Genomic DNA, 23610 nt, shown 5'->3' with positions numbered 1-23610 from the left:
CAGAAGACCTGGTCAGGGCTCTGCCGGGTGATGGCCCGGCGTCAGGACCTCGTCCAGGACGTCGAGTACCGCCTCGTAGGCCAGAGCCCGCACATGCGCGTCGCGCGCCGCGTCCGGGTCGGTCCTTCCCAGTTCCTCGCCCCGGCCTCGCCAGGTCCGCAGCTCCTCACGCGCGCAGGACCTGGCGCGCTGGATGCGGCGCAGCAGTTCGTCCGAGTCCACGACATCCGCCATGTCCTCCGCGTACCCACGCCGGGCGGTTCGATGACCCCCGGGCGATGCCCGATCGACAGGTTTGGCAGGGCGATCGGGGGCCAGCCGAAACAGAGGGGGTCGCGCCGTCCGGCGGGGAGAGGGCCGGGCGCGGCCACCGAGCCGGGCGAAGCGACGGCGGATCCGTCCGTCGTCCTCGGCGGGGCGCGCGCAGCGCTTCGAGCGCTTGTGCAGCGTGCTTGTTTCTCACAGCGGTTCTCAGTTTCTTCATAGGGCCCAGGGGGCGGTCGGTCATGTGGCAAGCCGTCGGTCGACCCAGCGGCCCACAGACCAGTCGGGAAAGCATCAGGGGAGCGAAAGGATGCGTGTCAACCACTCCACCGACCGCGCCGACGCACCGGACCGCCCGGTGCGGTGCGCAGGACAGCGGCCCTGCCGGCCGTCCGACGTCCGCACCGCCATCCGGCGCGCCGTCGCCGGGCGCTGCGGCGCCATGGGCTGCCCCTACGACGAGGAGGCCCTCTCCGACGCCCTGCTCGTGGCCTCGGAACTCACGACCAACGCCATCCTCCACGGCGGCGGCGTCACCGACTTCGACGTCGACGTCGACGACCAGGACGTACGGGTCTCCGTCAGCGACCGCAGCGACCGGCTGCCGGTGGCCGGCGACCCGCTCGACGAGGAGGGACGCCGCCGCACCGGAGGACGCGGCTGGCCGATCGTCTGCCGGCTGGCCCGGGACGTCAGGGTGTCCGACCTGCCGTCCGGCGGCAAGCGGATCACGGCCGTCGTCCCCGTGTTCTGACGGGCCCGGTGTTCCGACGTGCCCCGTGACGGCCACCGTTCTCCCGCTCCGAAGGGGTGCCGTGGCATGGTTCCGGACAACTGCCGTGGCGCCGTTCCGGCCGATCCACCGGACGGCTGTCATGGCGTCGTTCCGGCCGACCGCGACGGCCTGCCCGGAACGCCCCAACCCCTTTCCGGCGGGCGGAGTTTGTTCCTCCGGGTGAAGGGCAGACGGAGGTTCGTGCTTCGGACCGGAGGCGCGCCAGCGGGAGCGGCATCGCTGCTCCGGGGCGCTCCGTACGCCCCGGCCGACAGCAGCTCTCCCGTGGCCAATCCCTGAAACGACCGTTCAGGAGCGATTCCGCATGCTCATCGACATGTCGACAAGCCGTCCTGCCACGCCTGCCCCCACGACCGCGCAGTCGCGCCGGACCCACGACGACGCTCCCGACACCGCACGTCTCTTCGCCCGCCTGATCACCCTGGAGGAGGGGCCCGAGCGGGACGCCGTGCGCGACGAGATCGTCACCGCCTGGCTGCCCATGGCCCACCGCATCGCCGGCCGGTTCCGCGACCGGGGCGAGGCGATCGAGGACCTCCGCCAGGTGGCGGCGCTCGGCCTGGTGAAGGCCGTCGACCGCTTCGACCCCGACCGCGGCGCCTTCGAGAGCTATGCCGTGCCCACCATCACCGGCGAGATCAAGCGGCACTTCCGGGACCGGATGTGGGCGCTGCGCGTGCCGCGCCGGGTGCAGGAACTCCGCAACAAGGTGCGCGTCGCCCGCCGTGAGCTCGCCCAGAACCCGGGTGCGCCGGAGCCCTCGGTCGCCGACATCGCCGCCCACACGGGACTCACCGAGGAAGAGGTCGGCGCCGGACTGGAGGCCTTGGAGAGCTTCAGCACCCTGTCGCTGGACGCCGAGCTCCCCGCCGGCGACGACGGCTACAGCCTCGCCGACACCCTCGGCGGCCCCGACGCCTCGTACGACATCGTGGTCGACCGGGAGTCCGCCAAGGAGAGCCTGCGGCGCCTGCCGGAACGCGAGCGGGCCATCCTCTACATGCGCTTCTTCGAGGACATGACCCAGAGCCGCATCGCCGACCGCCTGGGCATCTCCCAGATGCACGTCTCCCGCCTCATCAGCCGCAGCTGCGCCCAGGTGCGGGAAGAGGCCCTCGGCCGACAGGGAGGTCAGAGCTGACCCCGCGACCGGCGCCCGTCGGCGCCCCCGCGTCACCGACTTCGTCACGGACAAGGAGCACACCGATGCTGATGCCGCACCCCGCCGTCCTGCGCGCCCTCATGGACGAGTACGAGGCCGAGACGGCGACCGGATCCGTCGAGTCGAACGCCCGGGCGCAGGACCTCGCCTACACCCTGTGCGTCTCCACCGGAACGCGCGACGTCACCCTCGCTCTCGAAGTGGCCCACCGCTGGCTGGCGGCAGCGGCGGACGCCGACGCGGGGACGCGGCCGTGCATCGATGAAGGACCTCACGTGTACGCCTGAACGGGCCCACGGGCGCCCCATCGCGGAGGATCACCGCGGTGGGGCGCCCGTGTGTGTGGCGCCTGTGTGCCGGGGGGAGAGCCGGTTTCGGGAATGCGCGGCGCAGCCGGCCGGGGGGACCTACCGCGCCCTTCCGCGGAGGCCGCGTGCACTGGGGTGGGGGCATGCGGCTCGGCTCACGGCGCCCCGCGGGCCCGTGCCCGGTGGGGTGGCGCCTCACGGCGCCGAGTCCGTCAGTGCAGGGGGAACCACCACGTCAGGCAGCGCCGCTCGCCCGAGTGTGCCGAGGCCGAGCCGGGGCATCCGCATTTCCAGGACTTTTCGGGGAGGTCGAGGATGAACGCTGGTGTCCTGGCGAGCAATGGCAAGGCCGAGGCCGAGCGGGCGGCGCGGGGGTCGGGCACCAGGTGGGCCGCCAGGGCGGGGCTGACCGCGCGGGGGGTGATCTATCTGCTCGTCGGGGTGCTGGCCCTGCAGATCGCCTTCGGCGAGAACAAGAGACAGCAGGCCGACCGCCAGGGCGCCCTGGCGGAACTCTCCGCCAAGCCCTTCGGCTCCGTCCTGCTGTGGGCCCTCGGCATCGGCCTGGTCGGCATGGCCCTGTGGCGCCTGTCGGAGGTGGTCTTCGGCTCGGTGGGGCCCGACGGCCGGAAGGCGAAGAAGCGGCTGCTGGCGCTCGTCCGGTGCGGCTTCTACTCCTTCGTGGCCTACTCCGTCCTCGCGTTCGCCGCGGGCTCGGGCGGCGGGGGCGGCTCCAGCGACGAGCAGTCCCGGGACGTCACGGCCCGCCTGCTGAAGGTGCCCGCCGGCCAGTGGGTCGTCGGCGCGGCGGGCGCCGCCGTCGTCGTCGTGGGCATCTGGATCGGCGGGCGCGCCGTGATGCGCGCCTACCGGGACAAGATGCGGCTGGGGGAGATGTCCCCCCGCGTCCGCCGTCTGGTGGACGTCACCGGCGTGGGCGGCGGCGGGGCCCGCGGCCTGGTGTTCGCCGCCGCCGGCGCCTCCGCCGTACGGGCCGCGGTCGACTACCAGCCGGACAAGGCCAAGGGCCTCGACGACACCCTCCGTTCCTTCGCCGGCACCCCCGTCGGACCGGGGCTGCTGGCCTGCGTCGCGGCCGGGCTCGTGCTCTTCGGGCTGTTCTCGTTCGCCATGGCCCGCTGGCGCAAGGTCTGAACATCCGCCTGCGGGGGAACCCGGGGGAAATGAACGAATCCGAGTTCCCGCCGGACGGACGACCCGTGGACATGTACCTCGACCTCCTCCGCGTCCGCATGGACAGCGAGGACTTCGAGATGTTGCTCAAGGTCGTCGCGCCCGCCCTGCGCGCCCTCGACGAACAACCACCCGAGAGCCTCGACTTCGCGCTGGATCCGCAGGACACCGAGGACCTGCCCCAGGAGGTCCGCGACGAGGCCGCCCTGGTCATCGCCACGGCCGTGACGGGTCGGCTGGACAACCAGCTGGTGGAGATCCACGTCGACGGAACCGGCCCGGTCCGGGTCGTCACCGACGCGGTCACCGCCTCCGACCCGACGCGTCTCGCCGAGATCGCCGGCTGTATCCGCCGGCGCCAGAGCGACACCGAGGAACTGCGCGGCATCGCCGCCGCGAGCGGTCTGCCCACGGACTTCTGACCCCGTGGGCCGGCCTCACTTCCCCGGCTGCTCCACCGGAACCCGCAACGGCCGGGCCAGACCGACCACCGCCTCGTCCAGGCGTTGCAGATGCCGCAGCACCCGGTCGGTGACCCGGTCGTAGCGCGGCGCCCCGAGCGTGCCGGGCTTCAGCAGCGAGGCGATGCTCGCCCCGGTCCGCACCTCGGCGGCGCTGCGCTCGTCCGCGACGTGCCCGGCGATCGCGCCGATGTTGTGCAGGATGCGCTGCCCGGCCCCGCGCAGCCGCGGATCCGCCGCGATCGACGGATGGGTCGGCAGCAGTTCGGCCGTGGCCGCCAGCGAGCGCGCGTGGTAGGCGCAGGTCTCCAGCAGCGCGACCACGTAACGGGCGGTGTCCCGCCGGGTCCGCAGTGGCGTGACCGGATGGGTCAGCGGCTGCGTGGCCGCCCGCAGATCGGCCAGCGCCTGGTCCAGGTCCCGCGCCCGGTCCAGCAGATCGGCCGGGGGCCCACCGCTGAGCTGGTCCACGGCTCCCTCGGTGACATCGGTCAGCCGGTCCAGGACCGCCGTCAGCAGCTCGTTCGTACGCCGGTCCGTCTGCACCGGCAGCACCAGCGCCGCCGCCACGACCCCGCAGGCCACCCCCAGGGCCGTCTCCTCCACCCGCAGCACGAGCACCGACGGGCTGTAGGTGTTCAGCAGCGTGTACAACACCCCCAGCGCCGCGGTGACGAAGAACGACATCAGCGTGTGCGACAGCGGCGCCGTGTAGAACATGGCGAACACGCACAGCAGCACCACCGCGAACGCCGTCCAGGTGTGGTGGCCCACCAGTCCCGCGAGCCCGATGCCCGCGACCACCCCGAGCACGGTCCCCAGCAGCCGCCCGTAGCCCTTGACCATGATCTCGCCGGTGGACGCGGTGTTGATGAACACGATCCAGCAGGTCAGCACCGCCCAGTACCAGCGGTGCGTGGAGAGCAGCTCGCCGCCGGCGATCGCCAGCGTCGACCCGACGGCGACCTGCACGGCCGCCCGGGTCGTGGGCCGGCGCAGGCCCGTGGCCTCCTGAGCCTCCGTCTCGTTCCCCGCGATGGCCGCGTCCTCCGCGTCCAGCTCCTCGCGGGAGCGGGCCGTCTCGGGGCTGTCGTCGGACTCGTCCTGCGGACCGTCGAGCGCGACCCGCAGCCCCAGCACCGCACGGGCCGCCTCACCGACGCCCCGGAAGACGTCCTGCACGGCCGGTGAAGCACCGGGCAGGTTCTCCTCCTCGCGGTACCCGAGGAGCCGGTTGCGGACCTGCGCCAGCCCGGTGCCGTCGGCGACGGGATGCCGTACGAGCAGACGCAGCGCCCGCAGGTCGCGGCGCAGGACGTCGGTCGCCTCCTCCCGCACCGGCAGCCGGCCGGCCTCCGGAACCGGTGCGCCGGGCAGGTGCAGGGTCAGCGTGTCCGCCCGCCGCGCGCTGCGCGCCGTGAGCAGCAGCAGGCCCAGCCGCTCGGCGGCGATCTCCGCGTCGGCGATCCGGCGCTGCACCAGCCGCGCCGTCGCCTCGTCCGGGGTGCCCTCCTCCAGCCGGCTCTGGATCAGCATGGCCGTCTCGTGCAGCCGGGCGGTGCCCTCCCGCACATGGGCCAGCGCCCTCTCCACCTCGTCCGGGCCGGCGTCGAACAGCACGAGCTGGGCGTCGAGCAACCGCGCGAGCCGCGCCCGGAACGCCTGCCGCAGCCGCTCGAAGACCCCCGCCGGGGTCTGCGGCACCAGCACGAAGCGCGCCACCGCGCTGCACCCGAACGCGACGGCGACCGCCCCGCAGAACCCGGGCAGCGTCGCCGCGGTCGCGCCCACGAACAGGGCCATGAAGTAGACCTGGAAACCGATCAGGCCGAACGCGGTGCCCCGGTCGCCGAACCGGCGGCCGTAGACCGCGCAGAAGATGAGGACGACGAAGACGACGTCACCGGCGATCAGCCGGGAGCTGAGCAGCGCCGCCAGCGACAGCGAGGCCAGCGCCACCGGCAGACCCAGTGCGAGGGTGACCGCCTGCCGGTCGCGCTGTTTCTCCCGGATGGCGAAGGTGGCGACCATCGCCGCGATGGCCCCCGCGACCAGGTGCGTCACGGCCGCGCCCAGCAGGGAGAGGACGGCCAGCGTCAGGGCGAGCGCGCCCACCGTCCGCAGCCCGGCCGTCAGCCGCAGCAGCCCCGGATCCGACGCCGCGACCCGGTCCCGCATTCCCGCCCAGAACGACCGTGCCGCCGCCTTCACGCCGCCGTACCCTCTCCCGCCTGTCTCCGCCCCGCCTCACCCGGCTTCGGAATCCGTGCCCGCGCCGCCCTCCACCTGTGCCCGCACCTGCTCCGGGGTCAGATAACTGTCGGTGTACTCGAAGTCCTTCAGCTTGGCGGGCCGGCGCGACTGGAAGCCGGTGCGGACGAAATCGTCGCCCGCCAGCGCGTTCAGCGTCCAGTTCGTCAGCACCCGCGCCTTCGCCACGTTGGTGCGCAGCGCCGACCAGTGGTAGCCGCGCGCCACGGCCTGCGCGGGCAGCCCCCGCAGCTCGACGCCGAGCGGCTTGGAGACGGCGTCGGTGCCGCCGAGATCGACGACCAGCCCGAGGTCCTTGTGCACGTACGGCTTCATCGGCTGACCCCGCAGCGTGGCCAGCACGTTGTCGGCGACGGCCTTGCCCTGCCGCATCGCGTGCTGCGCCGTCGGCGGGCAGACCGCCCCTTCCTCGCCCTTGGCCTCGTCGGGCACCGCGGCCGCGTCCCCGAGCGCGAACACCCCGTCGTGGCCCGGCAGGCACATCTCCGAGGTGACGGCCAGGCGCCCGCGGACCGTCTCCGCGCCGAGGGTGGCCATCAGCGGGCTCGCGACGACGCCCGCGGTCCAGATCAGCGTGTGGGTCGGGATGACCCGCCCGTCCGTGAAGGTGACCTCCTCCGGCCCGGCCTTGGCGATGGAGACGCCCAGCGAGATCTCGATCCCGCGCCTGCGCAGCACCTCCTGCGCGCTGCGCCCGAGCTTGTCGCCGAGCTCCGGCATCAGCTTCGGCGCGATGTCGATCAGGTGCCACTTGATCAGCCCCGGGTCCAGCCGGGGGTAGCGCTTGACCGCGTTGTGCGTGAGCAGTTGCAGACAGGCGGCGGTCTCGGTGCCCGCGTAGCCGCCGCCGACGACCACGAACTGCAGCCGGGAGGCCCGCTCGGCGGGGTCCTGGCTGGCGTCGGCGAGGTCGAGCTGGGTGATGACGTGATCGCGGATGTAGGCGGCCTCCGCGAGCGTCTTCATCCCGAAGGCGTGCTCGGTCAGCCCCGGGATGTCGAAGGTCCGTGTGATGCTGCCGGGAGCCAGCACGATGTAGTCGTACGGCTCGTTGACGATCTGGTCGGTGATGGTGCGGATCACGCAGACCTTCGACCTGAGGTCCACGCCGATCGCGCCGCCGGGGATGATCCGGGTGCGGTACTTCTTGCTGCGGCGCAACGACAGAGCGATCGACTGGGGCGTCAGAACGCCGGAGGCGACCTGTGGCAGCAGCGGCAGATAGAGCTGGTAGCTGAACGGTGTCACCAGGGTGACGTCGGCCTCGTCGGGGGCGAGTTTGCGTTCCAGACGCCGAACGCACCCCACTCCCGCGAAACCCGCGCCCACCACCAGGATCCTGGGTCGTGTCACGATGTCCATCCCTTTCTGCGGCTCCAGGCGGTCTGCCTCGACGTCATGCGCGTGCCCGCCCGAGGGCTCCTTCGCACCTGGTCCGTCCCACCGATCCCACCGCGACCGAAGTGGTTCCGCCAGCCGGACGGCGCATGCAGACGAACGTTTCTCCTGAGGTCCCCGTCGTACCCGGCGAACGGCTCGTGTACGCCCCGGACCTCCGGGTAGGCCGACGAACATGACGAGTGCGGTGGCCGGAGGGTCGTGACGTGGGGCGAGCGGAGGGCTCCGACGACGGCCGGCGGGAGAGCCGGGAGGCGATGGCCCGGCGGGTCGCCGACGCGGTGGAGAGCCTGGTGGCCGGCTGGCTCGCGGCGGCCGAGGAGACCACGCCACGGCTGCCCGCCCGGCAGTTGCTCGCCCTGAGGACGGTCCGGCGCCGCCCGGAGCTCAATCTGACCGCCCTGGCCGAGCACCTCGGCGTCGGCCTGCCCACCGCGAGCCGGCTGTGCGACCGGCTGGAGGCGGCCGGACTGCTGGAGCGGACCGTGCCGCCGCGCAACCGGCGCGAGGTGCAACTCGTCCTGACCCCCTACGGCCGGCGCGTCCTCGCCGACGTCACCGAGCGGCGCGTACGACGGCTGGCGGCCGTGTTCGAGGGCATGTCCACGGCGCAGCGCACCGCCCTGGAGCACGGTCTGTGCGCCTACGAGCAGGCGGCGCACATCGCGCGGTCGGACGACTGACCGTCCCTCAGGGCCCCGGCACCGGGTGGCTGTCGATGTGACACAGCAGCAGACACACGTCGTCGTCTCGCTCGGAGTCGCTCAGCATCGGGTCCAGGATGCGCTCCGCCGAGCCGTCCAGGTCCGTGTCCAGCTCCTCGGTGCGGAACCCGCCGAGCGCCGCCGCGAGCCGCTCGATGCCCGGGTCTATGCCCTGGGCGCGTCGCTCGACCAGCCCGTCCGTGTACAGCGCCAGCGTCGAACCCGGCACCAGCGGGACCGTGTGGTCGACGATCTCCTGCCGCAGCGGGATGCCCAGCATCGCCCCCGGCTTGGCGTCCAGCGTCCGCACCCGCCCGTCGGGCTCGCGCAGCACGGGCGGCGGATGCCCGGCGGCCGCCCACGTCAGCACCGGCTCACCGGGCTGGAAGCGGGCGATGACGGCCGTCGCGTACAGATCGGGCTGGAGGTGGTGCAGGAAGGTGTGCAGCCGCGTCAGCAGCACGCCCGGACTGCCGCCGTCCACCGCGTACGCCCGCAGCGCGGTCCGCAGCTGGCTCATCATCACCGCCGCGTGCAGCCCGTGCCCGGTCACGTCGCCGATGACGGTGATCAGGCTGCCGTCGGGCTGGCGGAAGGCGTCGTACCAGTCGCCGCCGATGTTCAGCCCGTACGTCGCCGGCAGATAGCGGGCCGCCAGCCGCAGCCCCGGAGTCGTCGGCAGGTCGGTCAGCAGGGCGCGCTGGAGCGTCTTGGCGATGTCCCGGTTGTGCTCGAAACGCCGCGCGTTGTCGATCGCGATGCTGGCCCGCCGGGTCAGCTCGATCAGCATGACGGCGTCGTCCGGGTCCCAGCGCTCGCCCGGCGGCGTCAGCGTCAGCACACCCAGCGGCGCGCGCCGCGTCGGCAGCGGGACGCACAGCAGCGGCCGGGTGGGATGCAGCGCCGACGGCGGCTGGTCGTCCACCCCCGGCAGGCCGCCGGGATGGTCGCCCGCGTACTGGGGCCGTCCGGTGCGCGCGGCGACCACGGCGGCCGCCGGCTGCGTGGTCGGCGGGTGCCGGTCGTCCTCGGCGTCGAAGAGCCAGACGTCGACCGTGCGGGCGTACTCGGGCACCAGCAGCTCGGGCAGCCGGCGCACGATCTCCTCGTGGTTGAGGGAGGCCGTCAGCACCGCACTGGCGTCGGCCAGGAACGTCAGCCGGCGCCGGGCGCTCTCCGCCTCCTGCCGGGCCGCGCGCTCCGCCGCGAACGCCTCGCGCTGGGCCCGCCCGGCCGCGTCCAGCTCGGCGTGCAGCACCAGGACGCCCTGGTTGGTCTGGTGCAGCTCCTCCCGGTGGAAGGCGACCAGCTCCTCCTGCTCGGCGAGCCTGTCCAGCACGACCGCGGTGTCCTCGTCGGCGCCCAGCAGGGCCTCCGCCAGGGCCCCGGGATCGTCGGTCACCCCGGTGGAGACGGCGGCGGCCGCCGGCTCGGGGCAGTCCACGGTGACGTGCCACGGCGGCTCACCGGCGGCGGGGGAGGGGGCGACCTCGACGTGCAGGCGGCCTCCGGTGGTCTCCAGGGCGAGCTGCCAGGTGCCGCCCTTGGTCAGACACTGGCGCAGCCGACCGCTGAGCGCGGCCGCCAGCCGCGCCCGCTCCACCGGCGTGACGCCGAACGCGGCGGCGAGCCGCGCGGTCGCGATCCGGGCACGCGCCGCGTCGGTGACGGTGCTGATCTGCCAGGTACGCATCATGGGCGGTCCGGCGGGGTCGGGGACAGGACGGCCACGGCGGTGTCGTCACGCACCGGGCGCGCGGAGCTGCTGGCGTCGCGCACGGTCACCGCGGCGGTGACGGCCGGGTCGGCCGCCAACAGGCGGGCGTCGGAGGGCGGCACCCACCGGCTCGGCAGACCGTCGCTGTGCAGGATCAGCAGCCGGTCCGCTCCCCAGGGCACCTCTGTCTCGGGCAGCGTCGCCGGGCGGTGCACGCCGACGATGCCGGGCCGCGAGAGCAGATGACGCCAGGAGCCGCCCTCCCGCAGCCGCGCCCCCACGTTCCCGATCCCGGCGAACCGCAGCCGCCCGGCCCACACGTCGAGCTGGGCCAGCCCCACGGCCGCGCCCCGGGTGCCGCGCAGCGCGTCGTGGAGGCGGCGCAGCGTCTCGGCGGGCGCGAGGCGGGCCGAGCGGTGCAGCTCCTCGACCGCCGCGGTCGAGGCCCGGGCCGCCTCCGGACCATGGCCCAGCCCGTCCGCCAGCATCAGCGTCAGCCGGTCGTCGGCGTACACCCAGGTCCAGGCGTCCCCGGAGCAGTCGGCGCCGGCGAAGGGGATGTTCACCCCGCCGGCCCGCGCGGGCACCCGCTCCGCGGCGGACGTCCCCGCGGCGGCGCCGACACGGGCCAGCGCGACCGTGCCCCGCCCCAGGACGCTGTGCAGATCGAAGTCGTCGGCCACCCGCCGGCAGGTCCCCAGCCCGGCCCCCAGCGAGCCCGTCGTCGAGAACCCGTCGCCGAGCGCCGCCGCGACGTCGGCCATGCCCGGCCCGTGGTCGACGGCGGCGATCTGTACGACCAGTCCGCCCCGCCCGCTGGGCGGCGCCACCGTGTCCACGAGGACCTGGCCACCGCGGGCGTGCTTGAGGAGGTTGGTGGCCAGCTCCGTCGCCACCAGCGCCGCGGCCGCCGTACGCGAGTCGTCGAGGCCCACGAGCGCCGCAGCCTCCTCCGCGGCCACCCGCGCGTCGCGCACCCGCGTCGGGTCGTGCACCGGGACGTCCCACACGCGCGGCATCAGGACTCCTCGCGCGGCCGGGGAGGCCGGGTCGCCCATGAGGTCACCGTGACCGTCGTGCCCGCTCCGGGCGTGCTGTCGATGGCGAACTCGTGCACCAGCCGCCGCGCCCCGCCCAGGCCCATCCCCAGCCCGTCGCCGGAGGTGTAGCCGTCGCTCAGCGCCTGCTCCAGGTCGGCGATGCCCGGCCCGTCGTCCGTGAACGTCAGCCGCAGCCCCTGGGCGCGCCCGTCGGCGACGCGCACGGTCTCCACCTCCCCGCCCCCGCCGTACACCAGCGTGTTGCGGGCCAGTTCGCTGGCCGCGGTGACCAGCTTCGTCTGCTCGACCAGGCTGAAGCCGAGCGCGGCGGCGGACTGCCGCACATGCTGCCGTACCCACACCAGGTCCATGTCGGAGCGGATCGGCAGGCGGGCCTCGACGCCCGCGGCCGTCCCGCTCACCGCGGCTCCCGGCGCGGGTCCGCCGCGTCCGGCCGTCCGAGGAGTTCCAGGGCCGCCTCGGTGTTCAGCGCGGTCCGCAGCCCCGGCAGCGACAGCCCCAGCTCCACCAGTGTGATCGCGACCGCCGGCCGCATGCCGGACACGACGGTCTGCGCGGCGAGCAGCCGGGCGTTGGCCGCGATCTCGGCCAGGACGCGCCCGAGGAAGGAGTCGACGATCTCCACCCCCGAGATGTCGATGACGACGCCGGTCACCCGGCTGCGGGCGATGGCCTCCACGATGTCCTGCTGGAGCTGCTCCGCCGTGCCGTCGTGCAGATCCCCCTGCAGCGTGACCAGCAGGACGTCGCCCAGCCTGAGGACCGGCACGGGTGCCGCGCCGGTGCGGGAGTAGTCGTCGTTCACCGCTGATCCGCACCGCCGGGCGTCGCCTGCACGATGCCGGCGCCCAGCCCGTGCAGGGCGTACGCCAGGGCGTCGGCGAGGCCGGACCGGGTGATCACGGTGCCCAGGTCCAGGCCGAGGTGCACGATGGTCTGGGCGATCGCGGGCCGGATGCCCGAGACCACACACTCCGCGCCCATCAGCCGCACGGCGGCGACCGTCTTCATCAGGTGCTGCGCGACCAGCGAGTCGACCGTCGGCACACCGGTGATGTCCAGGATCGCGTACCGGGCCTGCTGGTCGACGACCGCCTGCAGCAGCGTCTCCATCACCACCTGGCTGCGGGCGCTGTCGAGCGTGCCGATGAGCGGAACGGCGACGATGCCGTCCCAGAGCCGGATGACGGGCGTGGCGACCTCCAGAAGTTGCATCTGCTGCCGGTCGATGAGGGCCTGAACCTCCGTCAGCGCGGTCTCCATGACCACCAGCCGCAGCGTGCCCATGAGCACGGTCAACGTCGTGGCGCACTCCAGGAGATGCTCCGGCGGCGCGTCCGGCAGGTCGGCGACGAGCAGCTTCACGACGGGCGTCCGCAGAGCGTCCACCTCGCCGGACACCTGCGCGGTGCTCATTCCGGAACGGGAGCGGGCGGCGGTCATGCGCGCCAACTGCTCACGTACCACGGTGAATCCGGCGCTGTCGGAGTCCTCCACCCGGCCGGAGCCGGCGACTTGGGCGAGAGCGTCGACCACGCTCCGGCCCGCTTCCACCGCCTCGTCGCGGGAGACGGTGAACACGGTGCGGAAGAGGGGTTCGTCGGCCCAGCGTTGGGCGATCTGCTCGCGGCGGCGGCTCAGGAAGGCCCCGACCTCGTCCGTCGGTGTTCCGTACGATGCGGCCGCTTCGTGCTCCGGCACTGCTTCACTCCTCGTCTGCGTCCTGCCACCGCGCTCCCGACGCGGATGACGGGAGGGCGGGGTGACCCTTGCCGGGCGACCACCCTGATTACGGTGCACTCGAACGACACCCCGCTCCGGCCCGGCAACCCGCTCGTGCGGCGACCGCCGCGACAAGTGCCCGGAGGGGCAACGCGTCTTCGGTGAACCCGTCCCTCCGGTCCGACCGCCCCGCTCACTCTGTTGCCTCGCGCGTACAGTTGTCAAACGGCAACTATCCGGCGGTCGTCGGCCGCACACCTGCGGATTCGCGTCGTGCGCGGCGCAGGCCGTCAGCGGGTCCGGTCCTGCGGCGCCGCCTCCTGACGGTCGATCAGCGTCAGGGCGTCGTCCACCTTCTCGGACACCGGAACCGTGAGGCTGACCCCGGTGAGGTCCAGGATCCGGCGCACCGCGGGTGTCGGATTGACGACGTGCACGCTGCCCGGCAGGTCCCGGGCCTCCTGGTACACCCGCAGGATGATGTTCATCCCGGACGAGTCCATGAAGGGCACCGCCGAGAGGTCCAGGACGAAGTGCTGCCGGCCGTGATGGAGCTGGTTCGCCAGATGGGCCTGGAACTCGGTCGCGGTGTCGAGATCCAGATGGCCCTCGACCGTGACCAGGGCCACGTCCTCGCGGGGCAGGGTGACCTCCACGGACAGCGGGTTCTGGGCGATGGACACGAGTACCTCCGAAGACTGACGGTCCGGGCTTCCTACCCCGGCGGGCGACTGCGGTGCGACGCGAGCACGGACGACGGCGGGCGTCCGGCCGGCCCGCCCCGTGTCGCTCCCCCTCGCACCGCGCCCAGCGGATACCCACGAACCCGACGCCCATGCACCACGACCCGAGGAGTGCAGCCCGTTCCCTCATGCCGTTTCGGACAACTCGTGCCGCTTCGGGCAACGGGCCGGAACGGCCCCGCCCGTCCCGAATGCGGCCGCGGCGGGAGGGTATCTGGTGCTGTGGAACGTGAGAAGGGAGCAGCGTGACCATCGACAGAATCTGGTCCTACGCGCCGGACAGCGGGCACGTCGACGGGCAGGACCTGACGGGGTACAGCGTGGTGGCGGCCGACGGCACCCTGGGGCACGTCGAACGTGAGGCAGGTCACCACGGGATGCGGCACCTGGTCGTCGACACGGGCGTCTGGCTGTTCGGCAGGAGCGCCGTCGTCCCGGTCGGCGTCGTCACGGCCGTCGACGAGGCGGGCCGCAGGATATCCCTGGCCTGCACCGGGGACGAGGTCAAGGAGGCTCCCCGCTTCCGGACCGACAGCGAGACCAGGGACCCCGCGTATCTCGCGGCCGTCGGCGAGCACTACCACCGGCTGACCCCGCGCGGAACCACGACGGCCTGACCAGCCGGATCCAGTCGTGAGAGGAGAGGAACTCGCGCCCTCGGGACCGGCGGTCGCCCCGGTGACGACCGCCGCGTCCGCACGGGCGTACGCGCGCGCGATGGTGGACGCCCGCTGGAACCCTTCGCTCCAACCGGCGCGCGAGGAGGACGTCATCGACCTCCTGCTGGTCGTCTCGGAGATGGTCACCAACGCCATCCGGCACGGCGGCGGCCTGGCCGGATTCGAGGCCGTGCCGCTGCACGACGGGATCCGCCTGACCGTGCACGACCACAGCGACGTCGTCCCCTCCGCGGCCTACGGCTCCGGCGCCCCTCCCGGGGGCCACCACGGCTACGGCTGGCCGCTGATCATCCGGCTGGCCCGGGACATCTCCATCGATACACGGGCGTCGGGCGGCAAGACGATCAGCGCGTTCGTACCCGTCCGGACCGCCGTACCCGCGCGCAGTGCCGACGGCCCGTACGGATGACGCTCACCACGGAAGGAAGACGTGCACGTCCTTGCCGTCCGCGTCCGGCACGACGCTGACCTGACTGCACAACGTGTGGACCAGATGCCAGCCTATGCCGCCGCCCCCGCTGTTGGGACGGAACGGACGGGGAGCCGGCGGGGTGGGATTGGTGTCGTGCAGCGTGACGTGCACCCCGTCGAACGTGGGGCGCAGGTGCAGCGTGAACGGGCCCGGCGCGTACTGGACCGCGTTGGAGGCCAGTTCCGTGACGATCAGCACGATGTCGTGCCAGTACTCCGGCTCCGAGGGCGGGGACGCCCGTGAGAGGTCGCGAAGGAACTCCTCCGCGGCCAGGCGCGCACCCGTCACGTCCTGCGGTTCGCCCGCGAAACGGGCGGTGCGGCTCGGGATCGCCCAGGAGGCCAGTGAGTCGTTACCACGGGGCTCGGTTGCCATGTCGTCAGTGCGGCCCCCTCGCGGCCGGGGCCGTCGTCCTTTCTCGTGCGGCTACTCTCGCGTCGCCACTCTTCAGGGTTCCCGGGGCCGCGCAGCCTACGCGTCCGGCACACGCCAGGAGGGACGCGATACGCCGGGCGGCCACCCGGTCGCGCAAAGTGATCGGGCGGTATCGCTCAACGGAACACATCGTCCGCGTCGTCCCAGCTCAGCACCTCCTCATGGGCGCTCTGCCGGGGCAGACGCGCCCGCGCCTGGTACATGGCGTCGATCTCCGCCGCGTAGTGCCGGACGATCGAGTCGCGGCGCAGCTTCATCGACGGGGTCAGCAGCCCGTTGGACTGGTCGAACGGCTCGGGCAGGATCCGGAAGCAGCGGATGGACTCCGAGCGGGACACGGAGCTGTTGGCCGCGGCCACCGCCCGCCCGATCTCGTCCCGCAGCGCGTTCTCCTCCCGCGCCTCCCGGCTCGGCGTGTCGCCCTGGATGGCCAGCCCTCCGCGCCAGTGCGCCAGGAAGTCCGGGTCCAGGGTGATCAGCGCGCCCACACAGGGCCGGTTGTCGCCCACGACCACCGCCTGGTGGACCAGCGGATGCATGCGCAGCCGCTGCTCCAGGGCCATCGGCGCCACGCTCTTGCCGCTGCTGGTGATGATGACGTCCTTCTTGCGGCCGGTGATCGTGAGAAAGCCGTCGGAGTCCAGAGACCCCAGGTCCCCGGTGGCCAGCCAGCCGCCCCGCAACGCGGCCCGCGTGGCGGCGTCGTCGTTGACGTAGCCCTGGAACACCGACGGGCCGCGCACCAGGATCTCCCCGTCGTCCGCCACCCGGATCTCCGTGCCCGGCAGCGCCTGGCCGACGGTGCCCGACTTCTCCCGGCCCAGCGGCTGCATGGTGATCCCGCCGCTGGTCTCCGTCAGACCGTAGCCGTCGTGGACGTAGATGCCGATGCCCTCGTAGAAGAGGGACAGGTCGCGGTGGAGCGGTGAGCCGCCCGAGGTGGCGCGGTGCACCCGGCCGCCCAGCGCCGCGCGCAGTCTGCGGTAGACCGTGCGCTCGAACAGGGCGTGCTGGAGCCGCAGGTCGAAACCGGGCCCCGAGCCCCGGCCGAGCCGCTGCCGTTCGACGGCCGCCGCGAAGTCACGGGCCGTCTCCGCCGCCCGCTCGAACACCGCGCCCCGGCCCGCCTCCTGCGCCGCCCGCAGGAAGTTCTTGTAGATCTTCTCGAACACCGACGGCACCGCGTACAGATACGTCGGCCGGAAGGTGCGCAGGGCCTCCGTGAGCGCGGTCGCGCTCAGCTCGGGCTCATGGCCCATGAGGATGCCGCCGCGGATGCACAGGCCCTGGATCATCAGACCGTACACATGGGAGAACGGCAGGAAGGCGAGGACGGACGGCTGCTGTCCCGGGGGCGCCGCCGTGTGCCCCCAGCCGGCCAGCAGGGTGTCGCAGGGAGCGGCCAGGCTTCGGTGGCTCAGCGCACAGCCCAGGGGGCGGCCCGAGGTGCCGGAGGTGTAGGCGATCACCGCGGTGGAGTCCGGCAGCACGATGCGGCGCAGCGAGTCCACCGTGGTCACCGGGATCGGCTCACCGTGCCGGGCGAGGTCCTCGAGCGCGCCGGCGTCCAACTGCCACACATGGCGCAGCGCGGTCAGGCCGGCGCACACCGAGCCCACCGTCATGACGCTCTGCTCGTCCTCGACGACGACTCCCACACAGCCCGAGTCCCGCAGGATCCACTCGACCTGCTCGCGCGAGGACGTCGGATAGACCGGTACCACCTCGGCGCCGACCGCCCAGAGCGCGTAGCTGAGGACCGACCACTCGTAACGGGTCCGGGCCATGATCGCCACCCGGTGCCCCGGCGAGATCCCCGACGCGATCAGGCCCTTGGCCAGATCGACCACCTCGTCGCGCAGCTCGGCGGCCGTCACCTCCTCCCACCCGTCGGAGCCCGCGGAACGGCGGGCGAGCACAGGGAGAGCAGGGGTACGGGCGGCCGCCTCGAAGACGCTGTCGGCGAGCCCACCGGTCAGGGGCGAAGTGGCTGGGGGAGCGAGGGCGACGTGGCGCATGCGCTGCTCCTGACATGTACGGGGTGTGACTCCGCCGATGAGGACTGTTATCGACGGTGGTCGAATGTAGCCCAGGTGAGACCGGTTGTGGCCACGAACGGATAAGTAATCCGCGTTGATGATCTCGGCGGGTCGGGGGGACTCGGAGGGCATGACCCACATCAACCCCGATCCCGAACCGGAACGCAGCACCGGGCTGGAACCGGGCGGCGGTGTTCCCCCGGGCGAGACCCCGCCCGCGGAGAGCAGCATGCCCGAGGCCGGACCCCGGGAGACGCACAATCCCACCAAGGGCTGGGCCAAGGGCCCGCTCGCCCTGATCATCGTCCTCGCCGTGCTGATCGCGGCCTTCTTCCTGGCGTACGCCCTGGTCCTCCTGCTCTAGAGATCGTCCGGGCCCTGGTCCGCGGACGGGCCCCGGCAGGAGGGCCCACGGGGGAATCAGCTCTGGGTGTGCTCGACGCAGGCGGTCACGACGGAGCGCAGGCTGCCCGTACGCTCCCACACCTCACGCTGGATCCGCGCCCCGTTGCCGTTGCGCAGCAGCTCGGCGCAGGACGTGCGGGCCCGCTCCAGGTCCCCGCTGTCCGCCAGCGCGTCCTCGACGTGGTCCAGCAGCGCCCGTACCACCGTCTCGGCGGGCGCGGGCCGCATGGTCGCCGGGTGCAGCAGGTCCCCGGTCAGCCCCGAGCGGGCGGCCTGCCAGTCGGCCAGCCTGAGCAGGCTCACACTGTGGTCCACCGGCTCCTCGCCCGCCTTCCACTCCCGCGCGGCGGTCTCGACGAGTCCGCGCACCAGCGTGGCGACGAGCACGGCGGTCTCCGCGTGCAGACAGACGTCCGCGACCCGGATCTCCACGGTCGGATAGCGCGCGGACAGCCGGGCGTCGAAGTAGACCATGCCCTCGTCGAGGATCGTGCCCGTGGCCACCATGTCCGCGACCCGCTGGTGGTAACGCTCCGCCGACCCGAACAGCTCGGTCGGACCGGCCGAGGGCCAGCGCTGCCACACCCGGCTGCGATAGCTGTCGTACCCCGTCTCCTTCCCCTGCCAGAACGGCGAGTTGGCGCTCAGCGCGGACAGCACCGACAGCCACGGCCGCACCCGGTCGACGACCGCGACGCCCTCCTCGTCGGACTCGACGGACACATGCACATGGCAGCCGCACACCAGTTGCTCGCGGGTGGCGATGCCGTAGTGCTCCGCCATCCACTGGTAGCGCCGGTTCATGCTGATGGAGGGGCGCACCGGCAGCGGGGAGGTGGCCAGGGCCGCCACCGTGCAGCCGATCTCCCCGGCGTGCCGGGCCGCCTCCCCGCGTATGCGGACGATCTCCTCGGCGAGCTCGTCCATGCCCGACTGCGGATGCGTGGCGAACTCCAGCATCTGGTTGTGCAGTTCCTTCTCGAAGACGTCCGGTTCGGCCGTCTCCCGCGTGGCGCGGGCGAGAACCGCGGCGGACAGGGCTCGCGGTTCTCCCGTCTCCGGGTCGACCAGGAGGAGTTCCTCCTCCACTCCGACGGTGCGCACGGCATGCAGCCTTTCTCTGGCAGGTGGTACGCACCCGACTGCCCCGTCGGGCCTTCTTCACACTGACGACGGCGTCAACCAGACCGTGGCGAGCGGCGGCAGCGTGAGGGTGATCTCCCCGTTCTCCGGCTTGATCGCGTCGAGATGGACGACGTCGCCGCCGCCGTAGCGGGCGGCGTCGGTGTTGAGGGCCTCGCACCAGACGGGGACCTCCTCGGGGACGCCGAGGCGGTAGTCGTGGCGGACGACGGGGGAGAAGTTGCTGACCGCCAGGAGGGGCGTGCCGACTGCGTCGTACCTCAGGAAGGCCAGCACGTTGTCGTCGGCCGCGTCGCACAGCACCCAGCGGAAGCCGCCGGGGTCGGTGTCCCGCTGCCACAGGGCCGGCGTCGCGCGGTACAGGCTGTTGAGGTCGCGGACCAGGTCCTGTACGCCCCGGTGGTCGGCCTCGGCGCCATAGCCGGGGTCGAGCAGCCACCACTCGGGGCCGTGGGCCTCCGACCACTCGGCCCCCTGCGCGAACTCCTGGCCCATGAACAGGAGTTGCTTGCCGGGGTGGGCCCACATGAACCCGAGATAGGCGCGATGGTTGGCACGCCGCTGCCACCAGTCGCCCGGCATCTTCGACACCAGCGCCTGCTTGCCGTGGACGACCTCGTCGTGGGAGATGGGCAGGACGTAGTTCTCGCTGTAGGCGTAGATCATCGAGAAGGTCATCTCGTGGTGGTGGTACTTGCGATGCACCGGCTCCTTGCCGATGTACTCCAGCGAGTCGTGCATCCAGCCCATGTTCCACTTCAGCCCGAACCCCAGACCGCCGCTGTCGGTCGGCCGGGTCACCCCGCCCCAGGCCGTCGACTCCTCCGCGATCGTCACCACACCCGGATTCCTCCGGTAGACCGTCGCGTTCATCTCCTGGAGGAACGCCATCGCGTCCAGGTCCTCCCGGCCGCCGTACACGTTCGGCGTCCACTGCCCGGATTCCCGCGAGTAGTCGAGGTACAGCATCGAGGCGACCGCGTCGACCCGCAGGCCGTCGATGTGGAACTCCTCGCACCAGTACGTGGCGTTGGCGACCAGGAAGTTGCGCACCTCGGTACGGCCGAAGTCGAACTCGAACGTCCCCCAGTCCGGGTGCTCGGCCCGCTGGGAGTTCCCGGGTTCGTACAGCGGATCCCCGTCGAACCGCGCCAGCGCCCAGTCGTCCTTCGGGAAGTGCGCGGGCACCCAGTCCATGATCACGCCGATCCCGGCCCGGTGCAGCGAGTCCACCAGGTACTTGAAGTCGTCGGGCGTGCCGAGCCGGGCGGTCGGCGCGTAGAACCCGGTGACCTGGTAACCCCACGAACCCCCGAAGGGGTGCTCGGCGATCGGCATGAGCTCGACATGCGTGAAGCCCAGGTCCTTGACGTACGCCGGGAGCTCCTCGGCGAGCCGGCGATACGTCAGCCCCGGACGCCAGGACGGGAGATGGACCTCGTACACGGAGAACGGCGCCTCGTGGACGGGCACGTCACCCCGGTGCGCCATCCACTCCGCGTCGCCCCACTCGTGGTGCGAGGCGTGCACGACCGACGCGGTGTTCGGCGGGGCCTCCGTGCGCCGCGCCATCGGGTCGGCCTTGAGGAAGCGGTGGCCGTGGCGGGAGGTGATCTCGAACTTGTACCGCGTGCCCTCGCCGATCCCGGGCAGGAACAGCTCCCACACCCCCGACGCGCCGAGGGAGCGCATCGGGAAGGCGGTCCCGTCCCAGTACGTGAAGTCCGCGGCGAGGCGCACCCCTCGGGCGTTCGGCGCCCACACCGCGAAGCGGGTGCCGGTCACGCCCTGGTGGGTCATCGGCTGCGCACCGAGCGCCTTCCACAACTGCTCGTGCCGTCCCTCCCGGATCAGATGCAGATCCAGATCGCCCAGAGCGGGCAGGAAACGATACGGGTCGTGCACTTCCCGCTCATCGTCGTCGTACGCCACCAGCAGCGTGTACGCGGGAACCGCGTCGAGCGGCAGCACGGCCGAGAAGAGGCCGTCGCCCTCCGACTCGAGCGGGACGCGTTCGCCGTCCACCACGACGGCCACCGAGCGGGCGAACGGGCGCAGCGCCCGGAAGACGATCCCGCCCGGCACCGGGTGCGCGCCCAGCAGGGCGTGCGGGTCGTGGTGCGCGCCCGCCAGCAGGCGCCCGCGGTCGGAGGGATCGAGCGCGGCTGCCACGGGCGAGCGAGGTCCGGCCGACCCGGGCAGGGAAATGTCGCGCAGAACCATGGGTCAGCCTCCTCGGACGGCGAGTCGCTCGATCGCCGCCATGGGTACGGGTAGCCAGTTGGGGCGGTGCCGGGCCTCGTACAACACCTCGTACACCGCACGGTCGGTTTCGTAGGCACGCAGCAGGGCGTGCTTCTTGCGGGGGTCCCAGCCGGCCCGGGCCGCGTAGCCGGCGCAGAACGCCTCGCGGCAACGGCGCGCCCACTCCGGCCGCCAGGGCCGGCGCTGCCGTGCGGCGTAGTCGAAGGAACGCAGCATGCCGGCGATGTCCCGGACCGGGGAGTGCGTGCTGCGCCGCTCGGCCAGCGGCCGGGACGGCTCGCCCTCGAAGTCGATGACGAACCACTCGCGTCCGGCCCGCAGCACCTGCCCGAGGTGCAGGTCGCCGTGGATGCGCTGGGCCGGCGGGCCCGAATCGCAGGTGGCGAGCGCGCCGAAGGCGGTGGTGAGGCCCGAGACGTACGGGCGCAGTCCCGCCACATGGTGCGCGGCGGCCTCCAGCCGGTCGGTCATCGCCTTCGCCGTCCGCGCGTTGTCACCTGCGCGGCGGCCTCCAGCCGGTCGGTCATCGCCTTCGCCGTCCGCGCGGTGTCACCGCGCGGACCGACCGGGAAGGCCGCGGCCAGCGCGAGGTGCACCTCCGCCGTGGCACCGCCCAGCGCGTGGGCCTCCGGCATGAAGTCGTCGCCGTGGGCGAGGGCCTCCAACGCCAGCGCCCAGCCGTCGGAGGCATCGGGCAGGAACGGCTGCAGCACACCCAGCGTCGCGTCCTGGGGATGCGTCGTCCGGAACCAGGCCACCGGGGCCGGCACCCGCCCGCACCCCTGCCCGGCCAGCGCGACCGGAACCTCCAGATCGGGGTTCACCCCGGGCTGGATGCGCCGGAACACCTTCAGGATGAAGGCGTCGCCGTACACCACCGACGTGTTCGACTGCTCGGCCTCCAGCAGACGTGGCGCCAGCCCGGCCGGCACACGCGCGGACGGGTCGGACTCGAAGCACAGCGGGCCGAGCGGGCCCGGATGCCGCATGCGCTCCAGCAGCAGGTGCGCCGACCGGGGGTCCTGCAGCGCGTCGTGGACCGCCAGACCGGCCAGCGGTCCCTCCTCCACCCTGCCGATCAGGGCCCGGCCCAGACGCGGCGACAGATGCTCCTGGAGACCGAGGAGCAGTTGGTAGCAGTCACCGGGCGGGGGAGTGCCGCCCGGCGAGGGCACGCCCGACTGGCCGGTGTGCACCAGCAGATGCAGACAACCCGGATACAGCTCCGTCATCGACAGCAGACGCAGGTCGTTGAGGGGCCGGTCCTTGCCCGCGAACCAGCGCTGCCGCGGCAGCCACTCGCGCAGCAGCGCCCGGAGCGTCCCGCCGGAGCGGACGCCTACGGCACTGCCGGGGCTCAGAGATGCGGTCTTCGGCATGGTGACGCGTCCTTTCCTCGGCGCACGCTCACAGGCGCCGGCCGACGCGGGATGCGGCTCGGGCGAGCCGGAACCAGTAGAAGCCGTGTCCTGCGAGGGTGAGCAGGTACGGCAGTTCGCCGATCGCGGGGAAGCGGACCCCGCCGAACAACTCGACCGGGTGGCGGCCGTCGAAGCGGCGCAGGTCCAGTTCGGTGGGCTGGGCGAAGCGCGAGAAGTTGTGCACGCACAGGACGAGATCGTCCTCTCCGTCCTGCGACGAGGGGGCCTCGCGCAGGAAGGCGAGCACGGCCGGGTTGGACGAGGACAGCTCGGTGTAGGAGCCGAGTCCGAAAGCGGGGTTCTGCTTGCGGATCTCGATCATGCGCCGCGTCCAGTGCAGCAGCGAGGAGGGCGAGGCCATGGACGCCTCGACGTTGGTGACCTGGTAGCCGTAGACGGGGTCCATGATGGTCGGCAGGTAGAGCCGGCCGGGGTCGCAGGAGGAAAAACCTGCGTTGCGGTCCGGTGTCCACTGCATGGGGGTGCGGACGGCGTCGCGGTCGCCGAGCCAGATGTTGTCGCCCATGCCGATCTCGTCGCCGTAGTAGAGGATCGGCGAGCCGGGGAGGGACAGCAGGAGTGCGGTGAACAGCTCGATCTGGTTGCGGTCGTTGTCGAGGAGGGGCGCGAGCCGGCGGCGGATGCCGATGTTGGCGCGCATCCGCGGGTCCTTCGCGTATTCCGCGTACATGTAGTCGCGTTCTTCGTCGGTGACCATTTCGAGCGTGAGCTCGTCGTGGTTGCGAAGGAAGATGCCCCACTGGCAACCGGACGGAATCGCGGGCGTTTTGGCGAGGATTTCCGAGACGGGATAGCGGGATTCCCGGCGGACGGCCATGAAGATGCGGGGCATGACCGGGAAGTGGAAGGCCATGTGGCATTCGTCGCCGCCGGAGGCGTAGTCGCCGAAGTAGTCGACGACGTCCTCCGGCCACTGGTTGGCCTCCGC

At 72.6% G+C, this 23610-nt stretch carries 23 protein-coding genes and 1 pseudogene; 9 read left to right on the top strand and 15 right to left on the bottom strand.

Going from position 1 to position 23610, the window contains the following annotated elements:
- Positions 1–12 precede the first annotated feature (12 nt).
- A complete protein-coding gene (locus ACPT94_RS28675) occupies positions 13–234 on the bottom strand; it encodes a hypothetical protein (protein ID WP_360339127.1) in 222 nt (73 codons plus the stop codon).
- Between the two features lie 340 nt (positions 235–574).
- Here ACPT94_RS28675 and ACPT94_RS28670 point away from each other — a divergent pair, with 340 nt between their 5' ends.
- The 5 genes from ACPT94_RS28670 (at position 575) to ACPT94_RS28650 (ending at position 4146) form a co-directional block, all read left to right on the top strand.
- A complete protein-coding gene (locus tag ACPT94_RS28670; RefSeq protein ID WP_360339124.1) occupies positions 575–1018 on the top strand; it encodes an ATP-binding protein in 444 nt (147 codons plus the stop codon).
- A gap of 346 nt (positions 1019–1364) precedes the next feature.
- A complete protein-coding gene (locus tag ACPT94_RS28665) occupies positions 1365–2201 on the top strand; it encodes a SigB/SigF/SigG family RNA polymerase sigma factor (protein WP_360339121.1) in 837 nt (278 codons plus the stop codon).
- 65 nt (positions 2202–2266) lie between these two features.
- Complete coding sequence (locus ACPT94_RS28660; RefSeq protein WP_360339118.1) at positions 2267–2509, top strand: DUF5133 domain-containing protein; 243 nt, start codon at positions 2267–2269, stop codon at positions 2507–2509.
- 336 nt (positions 2510–2845) lie between these two features.
- The gene (locus ACPT94_RS28655; protein ID WP_425247172.1) at positions 2846–3685 is read left to right on the top strand and encodes a DUF1206 domain-containing protein; all 840 of its coding nucleotides are present in this window, start codon (positions 2846–2848) and stop codon (positions 3683–3685) included.
- Between the two features lie 29 nt (positions 3686–3714).
- On the top strand, positions 3715–4146 hold the full coding sequence (locus ACPT94_RS28650; RefSeq protein WP_360339112.1) for a hypothetical protein: 432 nt from the start codon (positions 3715–3717) through the stop codon (positions 4144–4146).
- A gap of 15 nt (positions 4147–4161) precedes the next feature.
- On the opposite strand, the gene ACPT94_RS28645 is transcribed toward ACPT94_RS28650, so the two are convergent.
- Both ACPT94_RS28645 and ACPT94_RS28640 read right to left on the bottom strand, forming a co-directional pair.
- The gene (locus tag ACPT94_RS28645; RefSeq protein ID WP_425247205.1) at positions 4162–6363 is read right to left on the bottom strand and encodes an FUSC family protein; all 2202 of its coding nucleotides are present in this window, start codon (positions 6361–6363) and stop codon (positions 4162–4164) included.
- A 69-nt stretch (positions 6364–6432) separates the two neighbouring features.
- Complete coding sequence (locus tag ACPT94_RS28640) at positions 6433–7818, bottom strand: NAD(P)/FAD-dependent oxidoreductase (protein WP_360339109.1); 1386 nt, start codon at positions 7816–7818, stop codon at positions 6433–6435.
- Positions 7819–8060: 242 nt separating this feature from the next.
- Between ACPT94_RS28640 and ACPT94_RS28635 the strand changes: the two genes are divergently transcribed.
- Positions 8061–8537 carry a MarR family transcriptional regulator gene (locus ACPT94_RS28635; protein ID WP_425247171.1) on the top strand — a complete coding sequence of 159 codons (477 nt, stop codon included), beginning with the start codon at positions 8061–8063 and terminating at the stop codon, positions 8535–8537.
- Positions 8538–8544: 7 nt separating this feature from the next.
- Here the strand turns inward: ACPT94_RS28635 and ACPT94_RS28630 are convergent, their stop codons facing one another.
- From ACPT94_RS28630 to ACPT94_RS28605, 6 genes are all read right to left on the bottom strand, one after another.
- A complete protein-coding gene (locus tag ACPT94_RS28630) occupies positions 8545–10254 on the bottom strand; it encodes a PP2C family protein-serine/threonine phosphatase (protein ID WP_425247170.1) in 1710 nt (569 codons plus the stop codon).
- On the bottom strand, positions 10251–11294 hold the full coding sequence (locus ACPT94_RS28625; protein ID WP_425247204.1) for an anti-sigma regulatory factor: 1044 nt from the start codon (positions 11292–11294) through the stop codon (positions 10251–10253). Before ACPT94_RS28625 ends, ACPT94_RS28630 begins: the two co-directional genes overlap by 4 nt.
- The gene (locus tag ACPT94_RS28620) at positions 11294–11686 is read right to left on the bottom strand and encodes an anti-sigma regulatory factor (protein ID WP_360339478.1); all 393 of its coding nucleotides are present in this window, start codon (positions 11684–11686) and stop codon (positions 11294–11296) included. Before ACPT94_RS28620 ends, ACPT94_RS28625 begins: the two co-directional genes overlap by 1 nt.
- Positions 11687–11733: 47 nt before the next feature.
- Positions 11734–12141, bottom strand: coding sequence for an STAS domain-containing protein (locus ACPT94_RS28615; RefSeq protein WP_425247169.1), 408 nt, complete (start codon positions 12139–12141; stop codon positions 11734–11736).
- A complete protein-coding gene (locus tag ACPT94_RS28610) occupies positions 12138–13037 on the bottom strand; it encodes an STAS domain-containing protein (protein ID WP_425247168.1) in 900 nt (299 codons plus the stop codon). Before ACPT94_RS28610 ends, ACPT94_RS28615 begins: the two co-directional genes overlap by 4 nt.
- A 311-nt stretch (positions 13038–13348) precedes the next feature.
- Positions 13349–13741, bottom strand: a complete 393-nt coding sequence (locus ACPT94_RS28605; RefSeq protein WP_360339091.1) for an STAS domain-containing protein — start codon at positions 13739–13741, stop codon at positions 13349–13351.
- 305 nt (positions 13742–14046) lie between these two features.
- Between ACPT94_RS28605 and ACPT94_RS28600 the strand changes: the two genes are divergently transcribed.
- Together ACPT94_RS28600 and ACPT94_RS28595 are read left to right on the top strand one after the other, a co-directional pair.
- A complete protein-coding gene (locus ACPT94_RS28600; RefSeq protein ID WP_360339088.1) occupies positions 14047–14418 on the top strand; it encodes a PRC-barrel domain containing protein in 372 nt (123 codons plus the stop codon).
- A gap of 16 nt (positions 14419–14434) precedes the next feature.
- Positions 14435–14890 (top strand): ATP-binding protein, encoded by a 456-nt coding sequence (locus tag ACPT94_RS28595; RefSeq protein WP_425247167.1) that lies wholly within the window; start codon positions 14435–14437, stop codon positions 14888–14890.
- Positions 14891–14893: 3 nt separating this feature from the next.
- Here ACPT94_RS28595 and ACPT94_RS28590 read toward each other — a convergent pair whose 3' ends face one another.
- Together ACPT94_RS28590 and ACPT94_RS28585 are read right to left on the bottom strand one after the other, a co-directional pair.
- On the bottom strand, positions 14894–15328 hold the full coding sequence (locus tag ACPT94_RS28590) for an ATP-binding protein (protein WP_360339082.1): 435 nt from the start codon (positions 15326–15328) through the stop codon (positions 14894–14896).
- Positions 15329–15504: 176 nt separating this feature from the next.
- Positions 15505–17406 (bottom strand): AMP-dependent synthetase/ligase, encoded by a 1902-nt coding sequence (locus tag ACPT94_RS28585; RefSeq protein ID WP_425247166.1) that lies wholly within the window; start codon positions 17404–17406, stop codon positions 15505–15507.
- Positions 17407–17557: 151 nt separating this feature from the next.
- Here ACPT94_RS28585 and ACPT94_RS28580 point away from each other — a divergent pair, with 151 nt between their 5' ends.
- The gene (locus ACPT94_RS28580; RefSeq protein ID WP_425247165.1) at positions 17558–17791 is read left to right on the top strand and encodes a DUF6480 family protein; all 234 of its coding nucleotides are present in this window, start codon (positions 17558–17560) and stop codon (positions 17789–17791) included.
- A 56-nt stretch (positions 17792–17847) separates the two neighbouring features.
- Here ACPT94_RS28580 and ACPT94_RS28575 read toward each other — a convergent pair whose 3' ends face one another.
- The 4 genes and pseudogenes from ACPT94_RS28575 to ACPT94_RS28560 form a co-directional block, all read right to left on the bottom strand.
- The gene (locus ACPT94_RS28575; protein WP_360339073.1) at positions 17848–18936 is read right to left on the bottom strand and encodes a glutamate--cysteine ligase 2; all 1089 of its coding nucleotides are present in this window, start codon (positions 18934–18936) and stop codon (positions 17848–17850) included.
- 57 nt (positions 18937–18993) lie between these two features.
- Positions 18994–21198, bottom strand: a complete 2205-nt coding sequence (glgB, locus tag ACPT94_RS28570) for a 1,4-alpha-glucan branching enzyme (protein WP_425247164.1) — start codon at positions 21196–21198, stop codon at positions 18994–18996.
- A 3-nt stretch (positions 21199–21201) separates the two neighbouring features.
- A pseudogene (locus ACPT94_RS28565) lies at positions 21202–22619 on the bottom strand (maltokinase N-terminal cap-like domain-containing protein).
- 28 nt (positions 22620–22647) lie between these two features.
- On the bottom strand, positions 22648–23610 hold a 963-nt coding region (locus ACPT94_RS28560), incomplete at its 5' end, for an alpha-glucosidase C-terminal domain-containing protein (RefSeq protein WP_425247163.1).

Origin of the sequence: Streptomyces aurantiaciflavus (genome assembly GCF_049808595.1) — a bacterium.
Classification (GTDB): domain Bacteria; phylum Actinomycetota; class Actinomycetes; order Streptomycetales; family Streptomycetaceae; genus Streptomyces.
This window is presented reverse-complemented; position numbering and strand designations above follow the sequence as displayed.

Excerpts from the sequence above, each read along its gene's own strand:
- ACPT94_RS28675 (WP_360339127.1), bottom strand. The coding sequence starts at position 234 with ATGGCGGATGTCGTGGACTCGGACGAACTGCTGCGCCGCATCCAGCGC.
- ACPT94_RS28670 (WP_360339124.1), top strand. The coding sequence starts at position 575 with ATGCGTGTCAACCACTCCACCGACCGCGCCGACGCACCGGACCGCCCG.
- ACPT94_RS28665 (WP_360339121.1), top strand. The coding sequence starts at position 1,365 with ATGCTCATCGACATGTCGACAAGCCGTCCTGCCACGCCTGCCCCCACG.
- ACPT94_RS28660 (WP_360339118.1), top strand. The coding sequence starts at position 2,267 with ATGCTGATGCCGCACCCCGCCGTCCTGCGCGCCCTCATGGACGAGTAC.
- ACPT94_RS28655 (WP_425247172.1), top strand. The coding sequence starts at position 2,846 with ATGAACGCTGGTGTCCTGGCGAGCAATGGCAAGGCCGAGGCCGAGCGG.
- ACPT94_RS28650 (WP_360339112.1), top strand. The coding sequence starts at position 3,715 with ATGAACGAATCCGAGTTCCCGCCGGACGGACGACCCGTGGACATGTAC.
- ACPT94_RS28645 (WP_425247205.1), bottom strand. The coding sequence starts at position 6,363 with ATGCGGGACCGGGTCGCGGCGTCGGATCCGGGGCTGCTGCGGCTGACG.
- ACPT94_RS28640 (WP_360339109.1), bottom strand. The coding sequence starts at position 7,818 with ATGGACATCGTGACACGACCCAGGATCCTGGTGGTGGGCGCGGGTTTC.
- ACPT94_RS28630 (WP_425247170.1), bottom strand. The coding sequence starts at position 10,254 with ATGATGCGTACCTGGCAGATCAGCACCGTCACCGACGCGGCGCGTGCC.
- ACPT94_RS28625 (WP_425247204.1), bottom strand. The coding sequence starts at position 11,294 with ATGCCGCGCGTGTGGGACGTCCCGGTGCACGACCCGACGCGGGTGCGC.
- ACPT94_RS28620 (WP_360339478.1), bottom strand. The coding sequence starts at position 11,686 with ATGGACCTGGTGTGGGTACGGCAGCATGTGCGGCAGTCCGCCGCCGCG.
- ACPT94_RS28590 (WP_360339082.1), bottom strand. The coding sequence starts at position 15,328 with ATGGCAACCGAGCCCCGTGGTAACGACTCACTGGCCTCCTGGGCGATC.
- ACPT94_RS28585 (WP_425247166.1), bottom strand. The coding sequence starts at position 17,406 with ATGCGCCACGTCGCCCTCGCTCCCCCAGCCACTTCGCCCCTGACCGGT.
- ACPT94_RS28580 (WP_425247165.1), top strand. The coding sequence starts at position 17,558 with ATGACCCACATCAACCCCGATCCCGAACCGGAACGCAGCACCGGGCTG.
- glgB (WP_425247164.1), bottom strand. The coding sequence starts at position 21,198 with ATGGTTCTGCGCGACATTTCCCTGCCCGGGTCGGCCGGACCTCGCTCG.